Annotated in this window: 13 protein-coding genes; 3 read left to right on the top strand and 10 right to left on the bottom strand. The window is 56.3% G+C overall.

Annotated features, from left to right (window positions below):
- The 4 genes from rsmA to lptD are packed head-to-tail and all read right to left on the bottom strand — an operon-like array spanning position 1 to position 5,496.
- Positions 1-822 (bottom strand): 16S rRNA (adenine(1518)-N(6)/adenine(1519)-N(6))-dimethyltransferase RsmA, encoded by an 822-nt coding sequence (gene rsmA / locus BFV64_RS03190; RefSeq protein ID WP_008502020.1) that lies wholly within the window; start codon positions 820-822, stop codon positions 1-3.
- A complete protein-coding gene (gene pdxA / locus BFV64_RS03195) occupies positions 819-1,805 on the bottom strand; it encodes a 4-hydroxythreonine-4-phosphate dehydrogenase PdxA (protein WP_014882506.1) in 987 nt (328 codons plus the stop codon). The genes rsmA and pdxA overlap by 4 nt, the downstream gene beginning before the upstream one ends.
- Positions 1,805-3,091, bottom strand: coding sequence for a peptidylprolyl isomerase SurA (gene surA, locus BFV64_RS03200; protein WP_023332066.1), 1,287 nt, complete (start codon positions 3,089-3,091; stop codon positions 1,805-1,807). Before surA ends, pdxA begins: the two co-directional genes overlap by 1 nt.
- Positions 3,092-3,144: 53 nt before the next feature.
- Positions 3,145-5,496 carry an LPS assembly protein LptD gene (gene lptD, locus BFV64_RS03205; protein WP_014882508.1) on the bottom strand — a complete coding sequence of 784 codons (2,352 nt, stop codon included), beginning with the start codon at positions 5,494-5,496 and terminating at the stop codon, positions 3,145-3,147.
- A gap of 239 nt (positions 5,497-5,735) precedes the next feature.
- Here lptD and djlA point away from each other — a divergent pair, with 239 nt between their 5' ends.
- On the top strand, positions 5,736-6,551 hold the full coding sequence (gene djlA / locus BFV64_RS03210; protein ID WP_014882509.1) for a co-chaperone DjlA: 816 nt from the start codon (positions 5,736-5,738) through the stop codon (positions 6,549-6,551).
- A gap of 30 nt (positions 6,552-6,581) precedes the next feature.
- Here the strand turns inward: djlA and rluA are convergent, their stop codons facing one another.
- From rluA to araB, 6 genes are all read right to left on the bottom strand, one after another.
- Positions 6,582-7,241, bottom strand: coding sequence for a bifunctional tRNA pseudouridine(32) synthase/23S rRNA pseudouridine(746) synthase RluA (gene rluA / locus BFV64_RS03215; RefSeq protein ID WP_045134559.1), 660 nt, complete (start codon positions 7,239-7,241; stop codon positions 6,582-6,584).
- A 13-nt stretch (positions 7,242-7,254) separates the two neighbouring features.
- A complete protein-coding gene (gene rapA / locus BFV64_RS03220; RefSeq protein ID WP_069601696.1) occupies positions 7,255-10,161 on the bottom strand; it encodes an RNA polymerase-associated protein RapA in 2,907 nt (968 codons plus the stop codon).
- A gap of 129 nt (positions 10,162-10,290) precedes the next feature.
- On the bottom strand, positions 10,291-12,648 hold the full coding sequence (polB, locus tag BFV64_RS03225; RefSeq protein ID WP_069601697.1) for a DNA polymerase II: 2,358 nt from the start codon (positions 12,646-12,648) through the stop codon (positions 10,291-10,293).
- A 115-nt stretch (positions 12,649-12,763) separates the two neighbouring features.
- Positions 12,764-13,459, bottom strand: a complete 696-nt coding sequence (araD, locus tag BFV64_RS03230; RefSeq protein WP_047344034.1) for an L-ribulose-5-phosphate 4-epimerase — start codon at positions 13,457-13,459, stop codon at positions 12,764-12,766.
- A gap of 47 nt (positions 13,460-13,506) precedes the next feature.
- Positions 13,507-15,009 (bottom strand): L-arabinose isomerase, encoded by a 1,503-nt coding sequence (gene araA / locus BFV64_RS03235; RefSeq protein WP_014882514.1) that lies wholly within the window; start codon positions 15,007-15,009, stop codon positions 13,507-13,509.
- A 10-nt stretch (positions 15,010-15,019) separates the two neighbouring features.
- A complete protein-coding gene (araB, locus tag BFV64_RS03240; RefSeq protein WP_069601698.1) occupies positions 15,020-16,729 on the bottom strand; it encodes a ribulokinase in 1,710 nt (569 codons plus the stop codon).
- 337 nt (positions 16,730-17,066) lie between these two features.
- Here araB and araC point away from each other — a divergent pair, with 337 nt between their 5' ends.
- Together araC and BFV64_RS03250 are read left to right on the top strand one after the other, a co-directional pair.
- Positions 17,067-17,912: an arabinose operon transcriptional regulator AraC gene (gene araC, locus BFV64_RS03245; RefSeq protein ID WP_014882516.1), complete on the top strand. Its 846-nt coding sequence runs from the start codon at positions 17,067-17,069 to the stop codon at positions 17,910-17,912.
- 128 nt (positions 17,913-18,040) lie between these two features.
- Positions 18,041-18,808 carry a DedA family protein gene (locus BFV64_RS03250; RefSeq protein WP_048995999.1) on the top strand — a complete coding sequence of 256 codons (768 nt, stop codon included), beginning with the start codon at positions 18,041-18,043 and terminating at the stop codon, positions 18,806-18,808.
- Positions 18,809-18,821 lie beyond the last annotated feature (13 nt).

Here is an 18,821-nt window from a genome sequence, read left to right on the forward strand (position 1 = left end):
TTAACTCTCCTTCGGCGGCGCATTTTCGCTGATGTAATTAGCCAGCTTGCAGTACTGCTCTACGGAAATGTTCTCCGCACGCATTGCCGGGTCGATCCCCAGCTCGGCTAACACCTCAACGGTAAATGAATTGCTCAGGCTGTTACGGATCGTTTTACGGCGCTGGTTAAAGGCTTCTGTGGTAATGCGGCTGAGGACACGCAGATCTTTAACCGGATAGGGTTTCGTTTTATGTGGCACAAGGCGCACAACCGCTGAATCCACTTTCGGTGGTGGTGTGAACGCTGACGGCGGCACTTCGAGTACCGGGATCACGTTACAGTAATATTGTGCCATCACGCTTAAACGACCATACGCTTTACTGTTCGGCCCTGCAACCAGACGGTTAACCACCTCTTTTTGCAACATGAAGTGCATATCGGCAATGGCATCAGTATAGCTAAACAGGTGGAACATGAGCGGCGTGGAGATGTTGTACGGCAGGTTGCCGAAGACGCGCAGCGGCTGACCCATTTTCTCCGACAGTTCGCCAAAGTTCATGGTCATGGCGTCCTGCTGGTAGATGGTCAGCTTCGGTCCGAGGAACGGGTGCGTTTGCAGGCGTGCGGCAAGATCGCGGTCCAGTTCGATGACGGTCAGCTCGTCGAGGCGTTCGCCTACCGGCTCGGTCAGTGCAGCAAGGCCCGGACCGATTTCGACCATAGCCTGACCTTTTTGCGGATTAATAGCCGAAACAATGCTTTCGATCACGAACTGATCGTTGAGGAAGTTTTGCCCGAAGCGTTTTCGGGCTAAGTGGCCCTGATGGACTCGATTAGTCATTGAGTATTAACAATCATTTTGATGGCGAGATTAAGCGCCGTAATAAAACTGCCGACATCCGCTTTCCCCTGTCCTGCCAGATCCAGCGCAGTACCGTGGTCAACGGACGTTCGAATAAAGGGTAAACCGAGGGTGATATTCACCCCGCGGCCAAAGCCCTGGTATTTTAGCACGGGCAGGCCCTGATCGTGGTACATCGCGAGGACGGCGTCGGCATTATCCAGGTATTTCGGCTGAAAAAGCGTGTCCGCAGGGAGCGGCCCGCTAAGATTCATCCCTTTAGCGCGCATTTCTTCAAGCACCGGAATAATGGTGTCGATCTCTTCGGTGCCCATGTGTCCACCTTCTCCCGCATGCGGATTCAGGCCGCAAACCAGAACGTGTGGCTGTTTGATGCCGAATTTGGTTTGCAGGTCATGATGCAGGATCCCGATGATCTCCCGCAGCAGTGCCGGGGTGATGGCATCAGGAATGGCCTTAACAGGCAGATGGGTGGTCACGAGCGCAACGCGCATTGCCTCCGTCGCCAGCATCATCACTACTTTCGGGCTGTGCGAGCGCTCTTCAAAGAATTCCGTGTGCCCGGTAAAGGGGATACCCGCTTCGTTGATGACGCCCTTGTGCACGGGGCCGGTGATCAGGGCAGCAAATTCACCCTTCAGGCAACCGTCGCAGGCGCGCGCGAGGGTTTCCACGACGTAGTGGCCGTTTTCCGTGCTGAGCTGGCCTGGAATGACCGGTGTACGAAGAGGGACAGAAAGAACCGTGAGCGTACCGGCTTGCTGTGGTGCTGGCTGTTGGCCTTCAACGTAAGGAATAAGCGTTAAAGGCAGACCGAGCAGCTTCGCCCGGTCTTGTAACAGTGTTGCATCTGCGCAGACAACCAGTTCCACCGGCCAGCTTCGCTGGGCGAGCTGGACAACGAGGTCTGGCCCAATCCCGGCGGGTTCGCCGGGGGTGATCACAACACGATGCGGTTTCATTAGTTACTCAGAACTTTCACGTAAGCACTGGCGCGTTGTTCCTGCATCCAGGTTGCCGCTTCTTCAGAGAACTTACGGTTAAACAGCATACGGTAAGCGCGGTCTTTCTGCGCCGCATCCGTTTTATCCACGTTACGGGTGTCCATCAGCTCGATCAGATGCCAGCCAAATGAAGAGTGTACCGGAGCACTGATCTGGCCTTTGTTCAGCTTCATCAGCGCATCGCGGAAGGCAGGATCGTAAATATCTGCTGCAGCCCAGCCCAGATCGCCGCCCTGATTAGCAGAGCCTGGATCCTGAGAGAACTCCTTCGCGGCATTGGCAAACGAGGTTTTACCGCTCTTAATGTCTGCCGCAATCTGCTCCAGCTTCGCACGTGCCTGATCGTCAGTCATGATCGGTGACGGTTTGAGCAGAATATGACGAGCGTGAACTTCAGTCACGGAAATGTTCTGGCTCTGACCACGCAGATCGTTCACTTTCAGAATGTGGAAGCCCACACCGGAACGGATTGGACCCACGATATCGCCTTTCTTCGCCGTACTCAGCGCCTGGGCAAAGATGGATGGCAGCTCCTGAATACGTCCCCAGCCCATCTGGCCGCCTTTCAGCGCCTGTTGGTCAGCGGAGTAGGTGATAGCCAGCTTGCCAAAGTCGCCGCCGTTACGCGCCTGTTCGACAATAGAACGTGCCTGACTTTCTGCTTCCGCAGCCTGATCGGAGGTTGGGTTCTCTGGCAGTGGGATCAGAATGTGGCTCAGGTTCAGCTCTGTGCTCGCATCGTTCTGGTTACCCACCTGTTTTGCCAGCGCGTCCACTTCCTGCGGCAGGATCGTGACGCGACGACGGACTTCATTGTTACGCACTTCCGAAATCAGCATCTCTTTACGGATCTGGTTGCGGTAGGTGGCGTAGCTGATGCCGTCATAGGCCAGACGACTGCGCATCTGATCCAGAGACATGTTGTTTTGCTTTGCGATGTTAGTGATGGCCTGATCGAGTTGCTCGTCAGTCACCTTCACGCCCATTTTCTGACCCATCTGCAGAACGATCTGATCCATGATCAGTCGTTCCAGGATCTGATGGCGCAGCGTGGCGTCATCCGGAAGTTGCTGACCTGCTTCGCCCGAATTGAGCTTCACAGATTTCATCAGACCGTCAACGTCACTTTCGAGCACGACGCCGTTGTTAACAACAGCGGCGACCTTATCAACAACCTGGGGGGCCGCGAAGCTGGTATTCGCAACCATAGCGACACCGAGCAGCAGCGTTTTCCAGTTCTTCATACTTTTTCCATTTCAATTAACCGCAAAGCGGATTACGTTGTAAATCAAATACATTACAAGGAACTACGGTATGGCAGGATGTTCGAACGCAGCATCTGCTGGGTGCCCAGGCCGTAGTTGGAACTCAGGCCGCGCAGTTCGACATTAAAGCCAATCACGTTATCGTATTTGCTCTGATTGTTTTGAGTATCCCAGCCGTTAAGCTTACGTTCGTAGCCGACACGCAGCGCATAACAGCAGGAGTTATATTGCAGACCCACCATCTGGTCAGCAGGTTTATTGGCGTTAGTGTCAAAGTAGTAAGCGCCTACGATTGACCAGCGATCGGCGATAGGCCAGCTTGCTGCGCCACCCACCTGCGAAATCCCATCTTTGTATTGGTCAGCATTGGCGTAGTTCGGCAATGTCGCCTGAATATATTCCGGACTGGCATAGCGGTACGTCAACTGCATCATACGGTCTTCATCACGACGGTATTCAATAGCTGCACTGCTCGTCGCGATATTGTCCAGTCGCGTATCGTACTGCAACCCACCGCGCAGACCCCAGCGATCGGTCATGCGCCAGTAGGTATCACCCGCCCACACCAGTGAACCCGTTTTGTTGTCTTTCTCCCAGTTAATGTCGTCATCACCCGTACGAGACTCGGTGAAATAGTAAATTTGACCAACAGAAACGTTAAAACGTTCAACGGCAGATTCATCATAAACGCGCGTTGTGACACCGGTCGTTAACTGGTTAGCGGAAGCAATTCGGTCGAGACCACCGTAGGTACGGTCGCGGAACAGGCCGCTATAGTCCGATTGCAGGAAAGAGGAGTCGTAGTTCTGAATCTTGCTCTGATCGCGATAAGGCACGTAAAGATACTGCATACGCGGTTCAAGCGTCTGAGTATAGCCATCCGCCAGGAGTGCCATATCACGTTCGAAAATCAGTTTACCGTCCATCTTAAACTGGGGAAGCGTACGGTTTACTGATTCTTCAAGATCGGTACCATAGCGATTGTTGTACCAGTCCAGATTTTTCTGCTGATAGTGCGTCGCCATGAGCTTGGCTTCGGTATTCAGACTTGCCCAGTCATTTGACCAGGGCAGGTTGACCGTCGGCTCAATATGAACGCGTGTGGATTCTGGCATATCCGAGTTGGTATTAACGAAATGCACTGCCTGAGCGTAGACGTGGGTGTCGAAAGGACCGACATCGTTTTGGTACCAGTTCACGTCCAGTTGCGGTTCAGCACCGTAGGTACTTGCTGTTTGGGTATTAAAGACCTGGAACTGCTTGGTTGACACCGTGGCGTTAAAGTTTTGAATCGCATAGCCAACGCTGAATTTCTGCGTCGCATAGCCATCGGTACTTGAACCGTACTTGGAGTCAAAGTCATTAAAGTAGTAAGGATCGCTGACCTTGGTATAGTCGACGTTAAAACGCCAGACCTGATCCAGTACCCCGGCATGCTGCCAGAAATACATCCAGCGGTGCTTGTCGCCTTCGGTCGGGTGCTCATCCTGGAAGACTTTATCTGACGGCAGATAATCCAGCTCCATCAGACCCGCACCGGCCTGAGTCAGATAGCGGAACTCGTTCTCCCACATGACGTTGCCGCGCTTATGGATATAGTGCGGCGTGATCGTGGCGTCCATGTTGGGCGCGATGTTCCAGTAATACGGCAGGTAGAACTCAAAGTAGTTCGAGGTGCTGTATTTGGCATTGGGGATCAGGAAGCCTGAGCGACGCTTGTCACCCACGGGAAGCTGAAGATAAGGGCTGTAGAATACCGGTACCGGACCCAGCTTAAAGCGGGCGTTCCAGATCTCCGCGACCTGCTCTTCACGGTCGTGGATCACTTCGCTCCCGACCACGCTCCAGGTGTTTGACCCTGGCAGACAGGAGGTAAAGGAGCCATTTTCCAGGATCGTATAGCGGTTTTCACCGCGCTGTTTCATCAGATCCGCTTTACCGCGTCCCTGGCGACCCACCATCTGGTAATCACCTTCCCAGACGTTAGTATCTTTCGTATTCAGGTTTGACCAGGCTTTCGGACCTTTCAGGATGACCTGATTGTCGTCATAGTGCACATTACCCAGCGCATCCACCGTTCGTACCGGCTCGGCCGCGCCTTCCGGCTGCTTCTGGTGCAACTGCACTTCATCTGCCTGCAGGCGGCTATTGCCCTGGTTAATATCCACATTGCCAGTAAACGTGGCGTTGTCAGGATAAGTACCCTTAGAACTGTCTGCAGTAATGGTTACCGGCAAGCTATTTGTATCACCCTGCACCAGTGGGCGATTATAACTTGGAACGCCAAGCATACACTGCGAGGCGAGATCGGCCGCCAGCCCCTGTTGACTGTACAGGGCGGTGCCAATCATTGTGGCCAGAAGGGTGGGGATACGTTTTTTCATACGTTGTATTTTATTGTTCCGTCATCAGTGGCTACGGCTTACAAACGCTCAGAGACTATCTTACTCATCAGCGCAGTACCAGCGTTAATCCTGCCCGTTTGCGTGCCAGAGTGTTAGGCTCGCTATCGAATGACGAGTATGATAAAGCAAATTATAGGCGATGTCCTTCAATTGACCGTGGCTTGAACACTGTGATGATGACGTTGCGTCGGCCAGGAATATGACTATCCGGGGAGTATATGCAGTATTGGGGTAAAATAATCGGCGTTGCGTTCGCCATCATCATGGGTGCCGGGTTCTGGGGAATCGTGCTTGGTCTCATTATCGGTCATATGTTTGATAAGGCGCGCAGCCGCAAAATGGCCTGGTTTGCGAATCAGCGCGAGCGCCAGTCACTCTTTTTCTCCACCACCTTTGAAGTCATGGGGCATTTAACCAAATCCAAAGGCCGCGTGACCGAAGCCGATATTCAAATCGCCAGCATCTTTATGGACCGCATGAATTTGCATGGTGAATCCCGTGTGGCCGCGCAGAATGCGTTTCGCATTGGGAAATCAGATAACTATCCGCTGCGTGAAAAAATGCGTCAGTTCCGCAGCATCTGCTTCGGACGTTTTGATTTAATTCGGATGTTTCTGGAAATTCAAATCCAGGCGGCGTTTGCTGACGGTTCACTGCATCCTAATGAACGTGATGTTCTGTACGTCATTGCAGAAGAGTTGGGCATCTCCCGAATGCAGTTCGACCAGTTCTTACGCATGATGCAGGGCGGCGCGCAGTTTGGCGGGGGGTATCACCAGCAGTCTTCCGGCGGTGCATGGCAGCAGGCGCAGCGTGGACCGACGCTGGACGATGCCTGCAACGTACTTGGCGTGAAACCCACTGACGATCAAACCACCATCAAACGCGCCTATCGCAAGCTGATGAGCGAGCATCACCCTGACAAACTGGTCGCGAAAGGCTTACCGCCGGAAATGATGGAGATGGCGAAGCAGAAAGCGCAGGAAATTCAGAAGGCTTACGAGCTGATTAAAGAGAAGAAAGGTTTCAAATAAAAAAGGGCCCGACACTGTCGGGCCCTTTTTTCAGAAGTCCACCGGGGCGTTAAACGTCATCGTGTTACCGAAGGCCGGATGGGTAATGGTTAGCGTCTGGGCGTGAAGCTGCAGACGCGGCGCTAACGCCAGCGCTTCCGGCGGCGCGTAAAACCGGTCGCCTAAAATCGGATGACCTAGCGCAAGCATATGCACGCGCAGCTGGTGTGAACGTCCGGTAATCGGCTTAAGGAGTACGCGCGCGGTGTTATTCGGTGCGTACTCCAGCACTTCATACTCGGTCTGCGCGGCCTTGCCGGTTTCATAGCAGACCTTCTGCTTAGGCCGGTTCGGCCAGTCGCAGATCAGCGGCAGATCCACCAACCCTTCTGCCTGTGCAGGATGTCCCCAGACGCGCGCCACGTACTGCTTCTTCGGCTCGCGCTCGCGGAACTGGCGCTTCAGCTCGCGCTCCGCCGCTTTATTGAGCGCCACCACAATCACGCCGCTGGTTGCCATATCCAGACGATGCACAGATTCCGCCTGTGGATGATCGCGCTGAATGCGCGTCATCACGCTGTCTTTGTGCTCATCCAGACGCCCCGGTACGGACAACAGGCCGCTCGGCTTGTTAACTACCATAATGTGTTCATCCTGATACAGGATGACCAGCCAGGGATCCATCGGCGGATTGTAGGGCTCCATTACCATTTTTTTGCTCCGCTTACTGATGCGTGACAACAATCAGACGCAATGCGTCCAGTCGCCAGCCCGCCTGATTCAGGCTTTCCATAATTTGCTGACGGTTGCTTTCAATGGCAGCCAGTTCATCGTCACGGATGTTCGGGTTCACCGCCTTCAGCGCTTCCAGACGGGACAGCTCTGCTGAGAGTTTCTCATCGGCCTCGGTGCGTGCAGCATCGATCAGCGCACGGGCCGCTTTCTCGATCTGGCTTTCGCCCAGCTGCAGAATGGCATGCACGTCCTGCTGTACCGCATTCACCAGCTTGCTGCCCGTATGGCGATTCACCGCGCTCAGCTGACGGTTGAAACTCTCGAATTCAACTTGCCCTGCCAGGTTGGTACCGTTTTTATCCAGCAGCAGACGCACAGGCGTTGGCGGCAGGAAGCGGGTCAGCTGGAGCTGTTTCGGTGCCTGGGCTTCCACAACGTAGATCAGTTCTACCAGCAGCGTACCCACCGGCAGTGCCTTGTTCTTGAGGAGTGAAATCGTGCTGCTACCGGTATCGCCGGAAAGGATCAGATCCAGTCCGTTACGGATCAGCGGGTGTTCCCAGGTGATGAACTGAGCATCTTCGCGGGACAGCGCCACATCACGTTCGAAGGTGATAGTACAACCATCTTCCGGCAGGCCCGGGAAATCCGGCACCAGCATGTGATCGGACGGGGTCAGGACAATCAGGTTCTCGCCGCGATCGTCCTGGTTAATTCCGACGATGTCGAACAGGTTCATGGAGAAGCTGATCAGACTGGTGTCATCATCTTGTTCTTCAATGCTTTCAGCCAGCGCCTGCGCTTTCTCTCCGCCGTTGGAGTGAATTTCCAGCAGGCGGTCGCGACCCTGCTCAAGCTGCGCTTTCAGCGCTTCATGCTTCTCGCGGCAGGATTTGATCAGATCGTCAAATCCGTCACTGTTTTCCGGTGCGGCCAGGTAGCCGATCAGATCGCTATGCACCTGATCGTAAATGGTGCGGCCCGTCGGGCAGGTATGCTCAAACGCATCCAGACCTTCGTGGAACCAGCGCACCAGCACGGACTGGGCAGTTTTTTCCAGATACGGCACGTGGATCTGAATATCATGCGCCTGGCCGATACGATCCAGACGACCGATACGCTGTTCCAGCAGATCCGGGTTGAACGGCAGATCGAACATCACCAGATTACTGGCAAACTGGAAGTTACGGCCTTCAGAACCGATTTCCGAGCACAGCAGAACCTGTGCACCACTGTCCTCTTCACCGAACCACGCCGCGGCGCGGTCACGTTCAACGATGGACATCCCTTCGTGGAACACGGCGGCGCGAATACCTTCACGCTCGCGCAGCACCTGCTCCAGCTGCAGCGCGGTAGCCGCTTTGGCGCAGATCACCAGCACCTTCTGGGAGCGGTGGGCGGTCAGGTAGCCCATCAGCCACTCCACGCGCGGGTCGAAGTTCCACCAGGTGCCGGTATCGCCTTCAAATTCTTGGTAGATTTGTTCCGGGTAGAGCATGTCGCGGGCGTGCTCTTCCTGGGTTTTGCGCGCGCCCATAATGCCAGAGACTTTGATCGCCGTCTGATACTGGGTGGGCAGCGGAAGCTTGATGGTATGCAGCTCGCGTTTCGGGAACCCTTTCACGCCGTTACGGGTGTTGCGGAACAGCACGCGGCTGGTGCCGTGGCGGTCCATCAGCATGTCGATGAGCTCTTTACGCGCAGGCTCCGCGTTATCGCTATCGCTGTTCGCGGCCTGCAGAAGCGGTTCAATATCCTGCTCGCCAATCAGCTCGCTCAGGGTGTTGAGTTCCTCATTAGAAAGACGATTGCCTGCCAGCAGCATGGCCACGGCATCCGCGACCGGACGGTAGTTATTCTGTTCTTCCACGAACTGCCCGAAATCGTGGAAACGGTTTGGGTCGAGCAGGCGCAGACGGGCGAAGTGGCTTTCCAGACCCAGCTGTTCCGGCGTTGCGGTCAGCAGCAGAACGCCAGGGACGCGCTCCGCAAGCTGTTCGATAGCCATATACTCGCGGCTTGGCGCGTCTTCGCTCCAGACTAAATGGTGCGCTTCGTCAACGACCATAATGTCCCACTCGGCATCGCACAGGTGCTCGAGACGCTGCTTGCTGCGGCGCACGAAGTCCAGGGAGCAAATGACCAGCTGTTCGGTTTCAAACGGGTTGTCGGCGTCGTGCTGCGCTTCGGCATAGCGTTCGTCGTCAAACAGGGAGAAGCGCAGGTTAAAGCGGCGAAGCATCTCGACCAGCCACTGGTGCTGCAGGGTTTCAGGCACCACGATCAGCACGCGCTCGGCGGCACCGGAAAGCAGCTGTTGATGCAGGATCATACCCGCTTCAATGGTTTTACCCAGGCCCACTTCATCGGCCAGCAGTACGCGAGGGGCATGGCGACGGCCCACGTCATGGGCGATATTCAGCTGGTGGGGGATCAGGCTGGTGCGCTGACCGCGCAGGCCGCTCCACGGCATGCGGTACTGTTCACTCTGGAACTTGCGCGCGCGATAGCGCAGCGAGAAGCGATCCATACGGTCAATTTGCCCGGCAAACAGGCGGTCCTGCGGCTTACTGAAAACCAGTTTGCTGTCGAGCAGCACTTCACGCAGGATGACATTTGCTTCGTCTGTATCAAGACGCGTACCAATGTAAGCGAGCAGTCCATTCTCTTCTTTTACGTCTTCAATCTTGAGCTGCCAGCCGTCATGGCTGGTCACGGTGTCACCCGGATTGAACATCACGCGGGTTACAGGGGAGTCATTGCGAGCGTACAGGCGGTTTTCACCGGTGGCAGGGAAGAGGAGGGTAACCATACGCGCATCGACGGCAACGACGGTTCCTAATCCAAGTTCGCTTTCTGTATCGCTGATCCAGCGTTGACCAAGTGTAAAAGGCATAGTTGTTCGGCTCTAATCTTTAATTGCAGGCAATAGTTCGACCCCCATCAAAAAAAGACGGTCATCGAAAAATGGGTCCGGGAATGGAAAGGGCGCTATGGTACTGGATGGCAGCCATTTCGTCACGTGTCAAAATAGGCCAAGTTGCCCTGTCACTAGTGTAGCAAAATCGTCGTCGATGAAGGGCAAAATTCCGTCGGCGACCGGCTGAAGCTGACGCGTCAGGTAGTGATCGTAATCGAGCGGTGAGTATTGATAATCCACCGGTTCCGGACCGTTAATTGTCCAGACGTATTTGATCGTTCCCCGGTTCTGATACTGCGGGGCGCGGCCGCGCTTCACGTTCTCTTCATCCGCCAGGCGCGCGGCGCGTACGTGGGGAGGCACATTACGTTGATACTCTGCTAGCGGGCGGCGCAGGCGTTTGCGGTAAACCAGTTGGTTATCCAGCTCACCTGCCATCAGGCTGGCGATGGTTTCGCGCACGTAATCCTGATAGGGCTCGTTGCGGAATACCCGCAGGTAAAGCGTTTGCTGGAACTGCTGCGCCAGCGGGGTCCAGTCGGTGCGCACCGTCTCCAGCCCTTTGAACACCATCCGCTGCGTGTCACCTTCCTGAATCAGCCCGGCGTAGCGCTTCTTGCTGCCCTGGTCGGTACCGCGAATGGTGGGCATTAAAAAGCGGGCGAAATGGGTTTCAAATTCCAGTTCTAACGTGCTGGTTAACCGCTCTTTTTGCAAACTTTCGCGCCACCAGGCGTTCACAAAGGCGACCAGTTCTTTGCCGATTCGCGCGGCGTCCTCTTCAGAATGGGCGGCTTTCAGCCAGACAAAGGTGGAGTCGGTATCGCCATAAATGACGTCATAGCCCCGGGATTCAATCAGCGCTTTGGTTTGACGCATGATTTCATGCCCGCGCATGGTGATGGATGACGCCAGTCTGGGGTCGAAAAAGCGGCAGGCGCTGGTGCCCAGCACGCCGTAAAAGGCATTCATAATGATTTTCAGCGCCTGCGAGAGGGGCTTATTCCCGTGACGCTTCGCCTCGTCGCGCCCGTGCCAGATGTTTCCCACAATTTCAGGCAGGCAGTGTTTTTCACGCGAGAAACGGGCGCCGAGAAAGCCTTCAGTGCTGTGCGCGTCGTCCGGCTGCGCCATCCCTTCCACCAGCCCCACCGGGTCAATCAGGTACGTGCGGATAATCGACGGATACAGGCTTTTGTAATCCAGAACCAGCACCGAATCGTAAAGCCCTGGCCGGGAGTCCATCACATACCCGCCGGGGCTGGCCTGTGGCGGTACGTCCCCGAGGTTGGGGGCAACGTACCCTGCCCGGTGCATGCGGGGGAAATAGAGGTGGCTAAAGGCCGCTACCGAGCCGCCGTGCCTGTCGGTCGCGAGGCCGTTTACCGTCGCGCGCTCCAGCAGGAACGGCATGATCTCGGTTTTATGGAAAATCTGCGTAACCAGCTCGCAATCTTTCAGGTTATAGGTGGCGAGCGCCGGTTTATCTTCATTAAAGCGTCGGTCAATCTCATCCATTCTGTCCCAGGGGTTGTCAATGGATTTGCCCTCGCCAAGCAGCGCCTGCGCTACGGCTTCAAGAGAGAATGACGAGAAGTTCCAGAAGGCGGATTTCAGTGCCTCGATGCCGTCGATAATCAGGCGGCCATTGGCCTGGGCGAAGAAGACGCCATTCTTAAAGCCGTGCTCGCGCCACTCCAGCTCGCTGTTGCCGCGCCCGAGTATCAGCGGAATGCGATACCGCTCGGCATGTTTTTGCAGCACGCGCAGGTCGAACTGCACCACGTTCCAGCCGATCAGGACATCGGGATCGTAGTCGGTAAACCACTGGTTAAGCTTCTCCAGCAGCTGGGGTCGGCTATTGACATATTCAAGCCGGAAATCCAGCGTGGACGCATCGCCATTTGGCGGCCCAAGCATGTACACAACCCGATCGCCGCAGCCTTCCAGACCAATGCAGTACAGCTCGCCGTGGCGGGTGGTTTCAATGTCCAGGGAGACCCATTTTAGCGGCGGGCGATAGCCCGGGTTAGGCTTCAGACGAGCGTTAACGAGGCGACCGTTTTGCGCTGTGCCATCCACCCAGACGGGCGCGGTAATAAACCGTTCCATCAGGAAACGCTCGGGGGGACGGATATCCGCTTCGTAGAGCGTTACGCCCGCCTCGCGCAGCAGCTTTTCATAGTGCATCAGTTGACGATGGGCGCGACAGTAAAGGCCGTATACCGGCTGACGCTGGAAATCTTTCAGCTCAAGAGGGGTGATGCGCCAGCCGTTTTCGCCGCGCAGCAGTTGTTTGACTTTTTCGACGTGCGATTCAGGAATAAACGCCACGGACTCCTGCGGCGGCAGCGTTACGTGCAACGGGCCGCTGTCCGTCGCCAGCCAGAATTCAACCTCAGTGCCCTGAGGCGTATCCCGCCAGTGCCGGGTCAGTAAAAAGCCTTCTTGCGCCTGCGTCACACCGTTATCCCATAAACAAAACCAGGCTTGATTATAGCCTGGTTAAGGGGTGTTTGCTGGGGTTTTATACAGTGTCTGTTTTGCCGGATGGCGCTGCGCTTATCCGGCCTACAAGCTACTGCCCGTAATACGCTTTCGCGCCGTGCTTGCGCAGGTAATGCTTATCCAGCAGGGTTTGCTGCATATCCGGTAGCCGTGGCGCGAGCTGGCGACAGAAGATCCCCATATAGGCGACCTCTTCCAGCACGATGGCGTTATGTACCGCGTCTTCCGCGTTTTTACCCCAGGCGAAGGGACCATGGGAGTGCACCAGCACGCCAGGCATCTGCGCCGCGTCGATACCCTGTTTTTCGAAGGTTTCGACAATCACGTTGCCGGTTTCCCACTCGTACTCACCGTTGATTTCCGCCTCGGTCATTAAGCGCGTGCAGGGAATGGTGCCGTAAAAGTAATCCGCGTGGGTGGTACCCGTGGCCGGAATGGACTGGCCCGCCTGCGCCCATATGGTGGCGTGACGCGAATGGGTATGCACGATGCCGCCGATGGTCGGGAATGACTGATACAGCAGACGGTGGGTAGGCGTATCGGAGGAGGGTTTTTTGTTGCCTTCCACCACTTCACCCGTTTCGATGCTGACCACCACCATATCGTCTGCCGTCATCACCGTGTAATCCACGCCAGAAGGCTTGATCACGAACACACCTTTTTCGCGGTCAACGGCACTGACGTTGCCCCAGGTCAGGGTCACCAGGTTATGTTTCGGCAGCGCCAGGTTGGCTTCGAGCACCTGTCGTTTGAGATCGTCTAACATTGTTGTCTCCCTGCCCGGTGAACACGGTGCCACCGGGCATTTCGTACTTAGCGTTTCGAACCGTAATAGACTTCGTTCCAGCGCAGCGCATCTTTGAACGCAGGCAGGCGGGTGTCGTTATCAATCACGGTCAGTTCGATATCGTGCAGCTCGGCGAACTGACGCATGTCATTCAGATCCAGCGCGTGGCTGAACACCGTGTGGTGCGCGCCACCGGCCAGGATCCAGGCTTCTGACGCGGTTGGCAGGTCTGGCTGTGCTTTCCACAGGGCGTTGGCGACCGGCAGTTTTGGCAGTGAATGCGGCGTTTCAACTGCATCGACGCAGTTCACCAGCAGGCGGAAACGATCGCCAAGGTCGATCAGACTGGCGTTGATGGCCGGGCCCGTGCGGGTGTTGAAGATCAGACGAGCCGGATCGGCTTTACCGCCAATGCCGAGGTACTGCACGTCAAGAATCGGTTTCTCTTCCACCGCAATAGACGGGCACACTTCCAGCATGTGCGAGCCGAGTACCAGGTCATTGCCGTTTTCGAAGTGGTAGGTGTAGTCCTCCATAAAGGAGGTGCCGCCCTGCAGACCGGTTGACATCACCTTCATGATGCGAAGCAGAGCGGCAGTTTTCCAGTCGCCTTCGCCTGCAAAGCCGTAGCCCTGCTGCATCAGACGTTGTACTGCCAGACCCGGGAGCTGTTTCAGGCCGTGGAGGTCTTCAAACGTTGTCGTAAAGGCGTGGAAGCCGCCCTGTTCCAGGAAGCGCTTCATGCCAAGCTCAATGCGCGCGGCATCCAGCACGTTCTGGCGCTTGTCGCCGTTGATTTGTGCCGCAGGCGTCAGGCGGTAACGGCTTTCGTACTCGTCTACCAGCGCGCTCACGTCGCCATCGCTGATTTCATTCACTACCTGCACCAGGTCGCCCACCGCCCAGGTATTGACGGAGAAACCGAACTTGATTTGTGCTGCGACTTTATCGCCATCAGTGACCGCCACTTCACGCATGTTGTCACCGAAACGCACCACTTTCAGATGGCGGGTATCTTGTTTCGATACCGCCTGACGCATCCACGAGCCGATACGGTTTTGCGCCTGGCTGTCCTGCCAGTGACCAGTCACCACGGCATGCTGCTGACGCATACGCGCGCCGATGAAGCCGAACTCGCGGCCGCCGTGCGCGGTCTGGTTCAGGTTCATGAAGTCCATATCGATGCTGTCCCACGGCAGGGAGGCGTTGAACTGGGTATGGAACTGCAGCAGCGGTTTGTTGAGGATAGACAGGCCGTTGATCCACATTTTGGCCGGTGAGAAGGTGTGCAGCCACACGACCAGACCGGCGCACTTGTCGTCGTAGTTCGCGTCGCGACAGATATGGGTGATCTCATCCGGCGTTGTACCCAGGGGTTTCAGCACCAGTTTGCATGGCAGTTTGGCTTCCGCGTTGAGGGCATTAACGACGTGCTCCGCATGTTTCGTCACCTGCTGCAGCGCTTCCGGCCCGTACAGGTGCTGGCTGCCAATCACAAACCACACTTCATAATTATTAAAAATGGTCATCATCGTGTCCTTAATGGGTCAGGGTTGCCGTCGTGTCCGCGGTGTGTTTTGACGGGGCGGCGACAGGGAGATAGTGAAGTTCGGCGCTTTTTGCCCATTGCTGGTAGCGCTGATAAAGCTGTTCAAAGCGTTGTGCCTGCTGGGCACGCGGCTCGAGTGTGTTTTCGACGGCGCTCGCCATATGCTGCTGCGCGGTGGGGATATCCGCGTGGACACCGGCTGCCACGGCGGCGAAAATCGCCGCGCCCAGCGCGCAGCATTGATCGGACGCGACAATCTGCAGCGGACGGTTCAGCACGTCGCAGCAGGCCTGCATAATGACCGGATTTTTACGGGCGATGCCGCCCAGTGCCATCACGTTATTCACGTCGATACCCTGTTCGGTGAAGCACTCCATAATGGCGCGCGCGCCGAAGGCAGTGGCGGCAATCAGGCCACCGAACAGCGCAGGGGCGTCGGTCGCCAGGTTGAGATCGGTAATCACCCCTTTCAGTCGCTGGTTGGCAAACGGCGTGCGGCGGCCGTTAAACCAGTCCAGCACCACCGGCAGGTGATCGAGAGACGGATTTTTCGCCCAGGCTTCCGTGAGCTGTGGCAGAAGCTGTTTTTTGCTGTCGGCGATCTGGCTTTTCAGTTCAGGATGCGCAGCCGCGAGCTGATCCAGCGGCCAGCCCAGCACGCGGCCAAACCAGGCGTAGATATCGCCGAACGCGGATTGACCCGCTTCGAGACCGATGAAGTCCGGCACCACGCTGCCGTCAACCTGGCCGCAAATGCCTTTTACCGCGCGATCGCCAACGGTGGCTTTATCCGCCGTCAGAATGTCGCAGGTGGAGGTGCCGATAACTTTCACCAGCGTGTTAGGTTGTGCGCCTGCCCCCACGGCACCCATATGGCAGTCAAACGCGCCCCCGGAAATCGCCACGTTCTGCGGCAGGCCGAGGCGTTTTGCCCACTCTTCGCAGAGCGTGCCCACCGGAATATCGGCGGTGAAGGTGTCGGTAAACAGCGGGTAGGTCAGGTTTTTATTGATAATTGGATCGAGTTCATCGAAGAAGGCTGCCGGAGGCAGACCGCCCCAGCTTTCATGCCACAGGGATTTATGCCCGGCGCTGCAGCGTCCGCGGCGAATATCCTGCGGACGGGTGGTACCGGAGAGCAGGGCGGGAACCCAGTCACACAGCTCAATCCACGATGCCGCAGCCTGCGCGACGGTCGCATCGGCACGGGTGACATGCAGGATTTTGGCCCAGAACCATTCGCTGGAGTAAATCCCGCCGATATAGCGTGAGTAGTCTGTTTTGCCCGGCTGATGGCAAAGACGGGTGATGGCTTCGGCCTCTTCCACGGCGGTATGGTCTTTCCACAGCACGAACATGGCGTTCGGGTTGTCGGCGAATTCCGGGCGCAGCGCCAGTACGCGGCCTTCGGCATCCACCGGGGCAGGCGTTGAGCCGGTGCTGTCGACGCCAATCCCAACGACATCGACCCGCTGGGCATCCGTCAGCTCCGCGAGAACGGTTTTGACGGCCGCTTCCATCGACTCGATATAGTCACGCGGGTGGTGACGGAACTGGTTATTTGGCGCATCACAGTAGCGCCCCTCTTGCCAGCGCGGGTACCACTCAACGCTGGTTGCTATCTCCTGGCCAGTCGTACAGTCCACTGCCAGCGCGCGAACCGAGTCGCTGCCAAAATCGAGGCCAATTGCAATTGCCATGGTGTTGCTCCATCCGAAAAACAGGTATGGAAGAACATTAGAGACTGGGGACAAAAATCGTCAGGCAGGATTCGCTAATCTTATGGATTAAATTGCTGTTACAGCGGAAAGTGTGACGCCGTGCAAATATTCAATGTGGACATTTCTGCCGCACTTATAGACACTTTTGTTACTGCTTATCTGCCTCCTCTGGCGGAGAAATCAGGGGGAAAGGCTGAAACATGGCGGACGTAAAAGAGGCGTGATGCTTTCTGGATCTTTACGCAGACCATTTTTGACCTGCTTTTAGTGATATGGACAATTGGTTTCCTTCAGGACCGTTGGGAGAACTGAATCTATGGCCGAAACGCAAAACGATCCCTTGTTGCCGGGATACTCGTTTAACGCGCACCTTGTGGCAGGGCTGACCCCTATCGAGGCTGAGGGATATCTCGATTTTTACGTCGACCGACCGCTCGGGATGAAAGGGTATATCCTCAACCTGACCGTGCGCGGAGAGGGGATCATCAAGAATGGCGACCAGCAGTTCGTCTGCCGCCCCGGCGATATCCTGCTGTTCCCGCCGGGGGAGATCCACCACTATGGCCGTCATCCGGATGCCAAAGAGTGGTATCACCAGTGGGTCTATTTCCGTCCGCGCGCCTACTGGCAGGAGTGGCTTACCTGGCCTGCTATTTTTGCGCACACCGGTTTTTATCGCCCGGATGAAGTGCATCTGGCGCAGTTCCGTGAGCTGTTCGCGCAGATTATTGACGCGGGGCAGGCTGGTGGTCGCTACGCTGAACTGCTGGCGATAAACCTGCTTGAACAACTGCTGCTGCGACGGATGGAGGCCATTAACGAGTCGCTTAATCCTCCGCTGGATAACCGCGTGCGCGACGCCTGCCAGTACATCAGCGACCATCTCGCCGACAGTCAGTTCGATATTGCCAGCGTCGCCCAGCATGTGTGTCTGTCGCCGTCACGGCTGTCACATCTGTTTCGCCAGCAGCTTGGCGTCAGCGTCCTGAGCTGGCGTGAGGATCAGCGTATCAGCCAGGCGAAACTGTTGCTCAGCACCACCCGGATGCCGATTGCCACCGTGGGGCGTAACGTTGGCTTTGAAGATCAGCTCTATTTTTCTCGCGTCTTTAAAAAATGCACCGGTGCCAGCCCGAGTGAATTCCGCGCGGGATGTGAATAAACGGTAAAAAAAGATAAACAAACAGGTGAACGCAGAAAGCTACCTGTAAACTATTCAGACAATTGTTGCCTTGACGCAGTGCGGGGCGCTAAGCAGAATCGCTGATTCGTTTTCTGACCGGAATAGTTATGCAGGCATTGCTGGAACACTTTATTACCCAGTCCGTTATGTATTCGCTCATCGCCGTGGCGCTGGTGGCCTTTCTGGAGTCGCTGGCGCTCGTGGGGTTAATCCTGCCCGGCACCGTGATGATGGCGGGTCTTGGCGCGCTGATTGGCAGCGGCGAGGTCAATTTCTGGCAGGCGTGGCTGGCCGGGATAATCGGCTGCCTGCTGGGCGACTGGATCTCCTTCTGGCTGGGCTGGCGCTTTAAGAAGCCGCTGCACCGCTGGTCGTTCATGAAAAAGAACAAAGCGCTGCTGGATAAAACCGAGCATGCGCTGCATCAGCACAGCATGTTTACTATTCTCGTCGGCCGCTTTGTCGGACCCACGCGTCCTCTGGTGCCGATGGTTGCCGGAATGCTGGATCTGCCCGTTGCAAAGTTTGTGGTGCCGAACATCATCGGCTGCATCTTCTGGCCGCCGTTCTACTTCCTGCCGGGGATCCTGGCCGGTGCGGCCATCGATATTCCTGACGGCATGCAAAGCGGTGAGTTTAAGTGGCTGTTGCTGGCAACGGCGGTGCTGCTGTGGCTGGCTGCGTGGCTGTGCTGGCGGTTATGGCGCAGCGCGAAAGCCAGTGTCGATCGCCTGACACGCTATCTTCCGCGCACTCGTCTTTTGTGGCTGGCCCCCCTGATGCTGGGCGTTGCGGTGGTAGCGCTCGTCGCACTGATTCGCCATCCTCTGATGCCGGTGTACGGTGAAATCCTGTTGAAGGTGGTGAGCCGTTAATGTGTTTCCCTCT

Source organism: Enterobacter kobei (assembly GCF_001729765.1).
GTDB lineage: Bacteria > Pseudomonadota > Gammaproteobacteria > Enterobacterales > Enterobacteriaceae > Enterobacter > Enterobacter kobei.

Coding starts and splice junctions, on each gene's coding strand:
- rsmA (WP_008502020.1), bottom strand. CDS start 822: ATGACTAATCGAGTCCATCAGGGCCACTTAGCCCGAAAACGCTTCGGG.
- pdxA (WP_014882506.1), bottom strand. CDS start 1,805: ATGAAACCGCATCGTGTTGTGATCACCCCCGGCGAACCCGCCGGGATT.
- surA (WP_023332066.1), bottom strand. CDS start 3,091: ATGAAGAACTGGAAAACGCTGCTGCTCGGTGTCGCTATGGTTGCGAAT.
- lptD (WP_014882508.1), bottom strand. CDS start 5,496: ATGAAAAAACGTATCCCCACCCTTCTGGCCACAATGATTGGCACCGCC.
- djlA (WP_014882509.1), top strand. CDS start 5,736: ATGCAGTATTGGGGTAAAATAATCGGCGTTGCGTTCGCCATCATCATG.
- rluA (WP_045134559.1), bottom strand. CDS start 7,241: ATGGTAATGGAGCCCTACAATCCGCCGATGGATCCCTGGCTGGTCATC.
- rapA (WP_069601696.1), bottom strand. CDS start 10,161: ATGCCTTTTACACTTGGTCAACGCTGGATCAGCGATACAGAAAGCGAA.
- araD (WP_047344034.1), bottom strand. CDS start 13,459: ATGTTAGACGATCTCAAACGACAGGTGCTCGAAGCCAACCTGGCGCTG.
- araA (WP_014882514.1), bottom strand. CDS start 15,009: ATGACCATTTTTAATAATTATGAAGTGTGGTTTGTGATTGGCAGCCAG.
- araB (WP_069601698.1), bottom strand. CDS start 16,729: ATGGCAATTGCAATTGGCCTCGATTTTGGCAGCGACTCGGTTCGCGCG.
- araC (WP_014882516.1), top strand. CDS start 17,067: ATGGCCGAAACGCAAAACGATCCCTTGTTGCCGGGATACTCGTTTAAC.
- BFV64_RS03250 (WP_048995999.1), top strand. CDS start 18,041: ATGCAGGCATTGCTGGAACACTTTATTACCCAGTCCGTTATGTATTCG.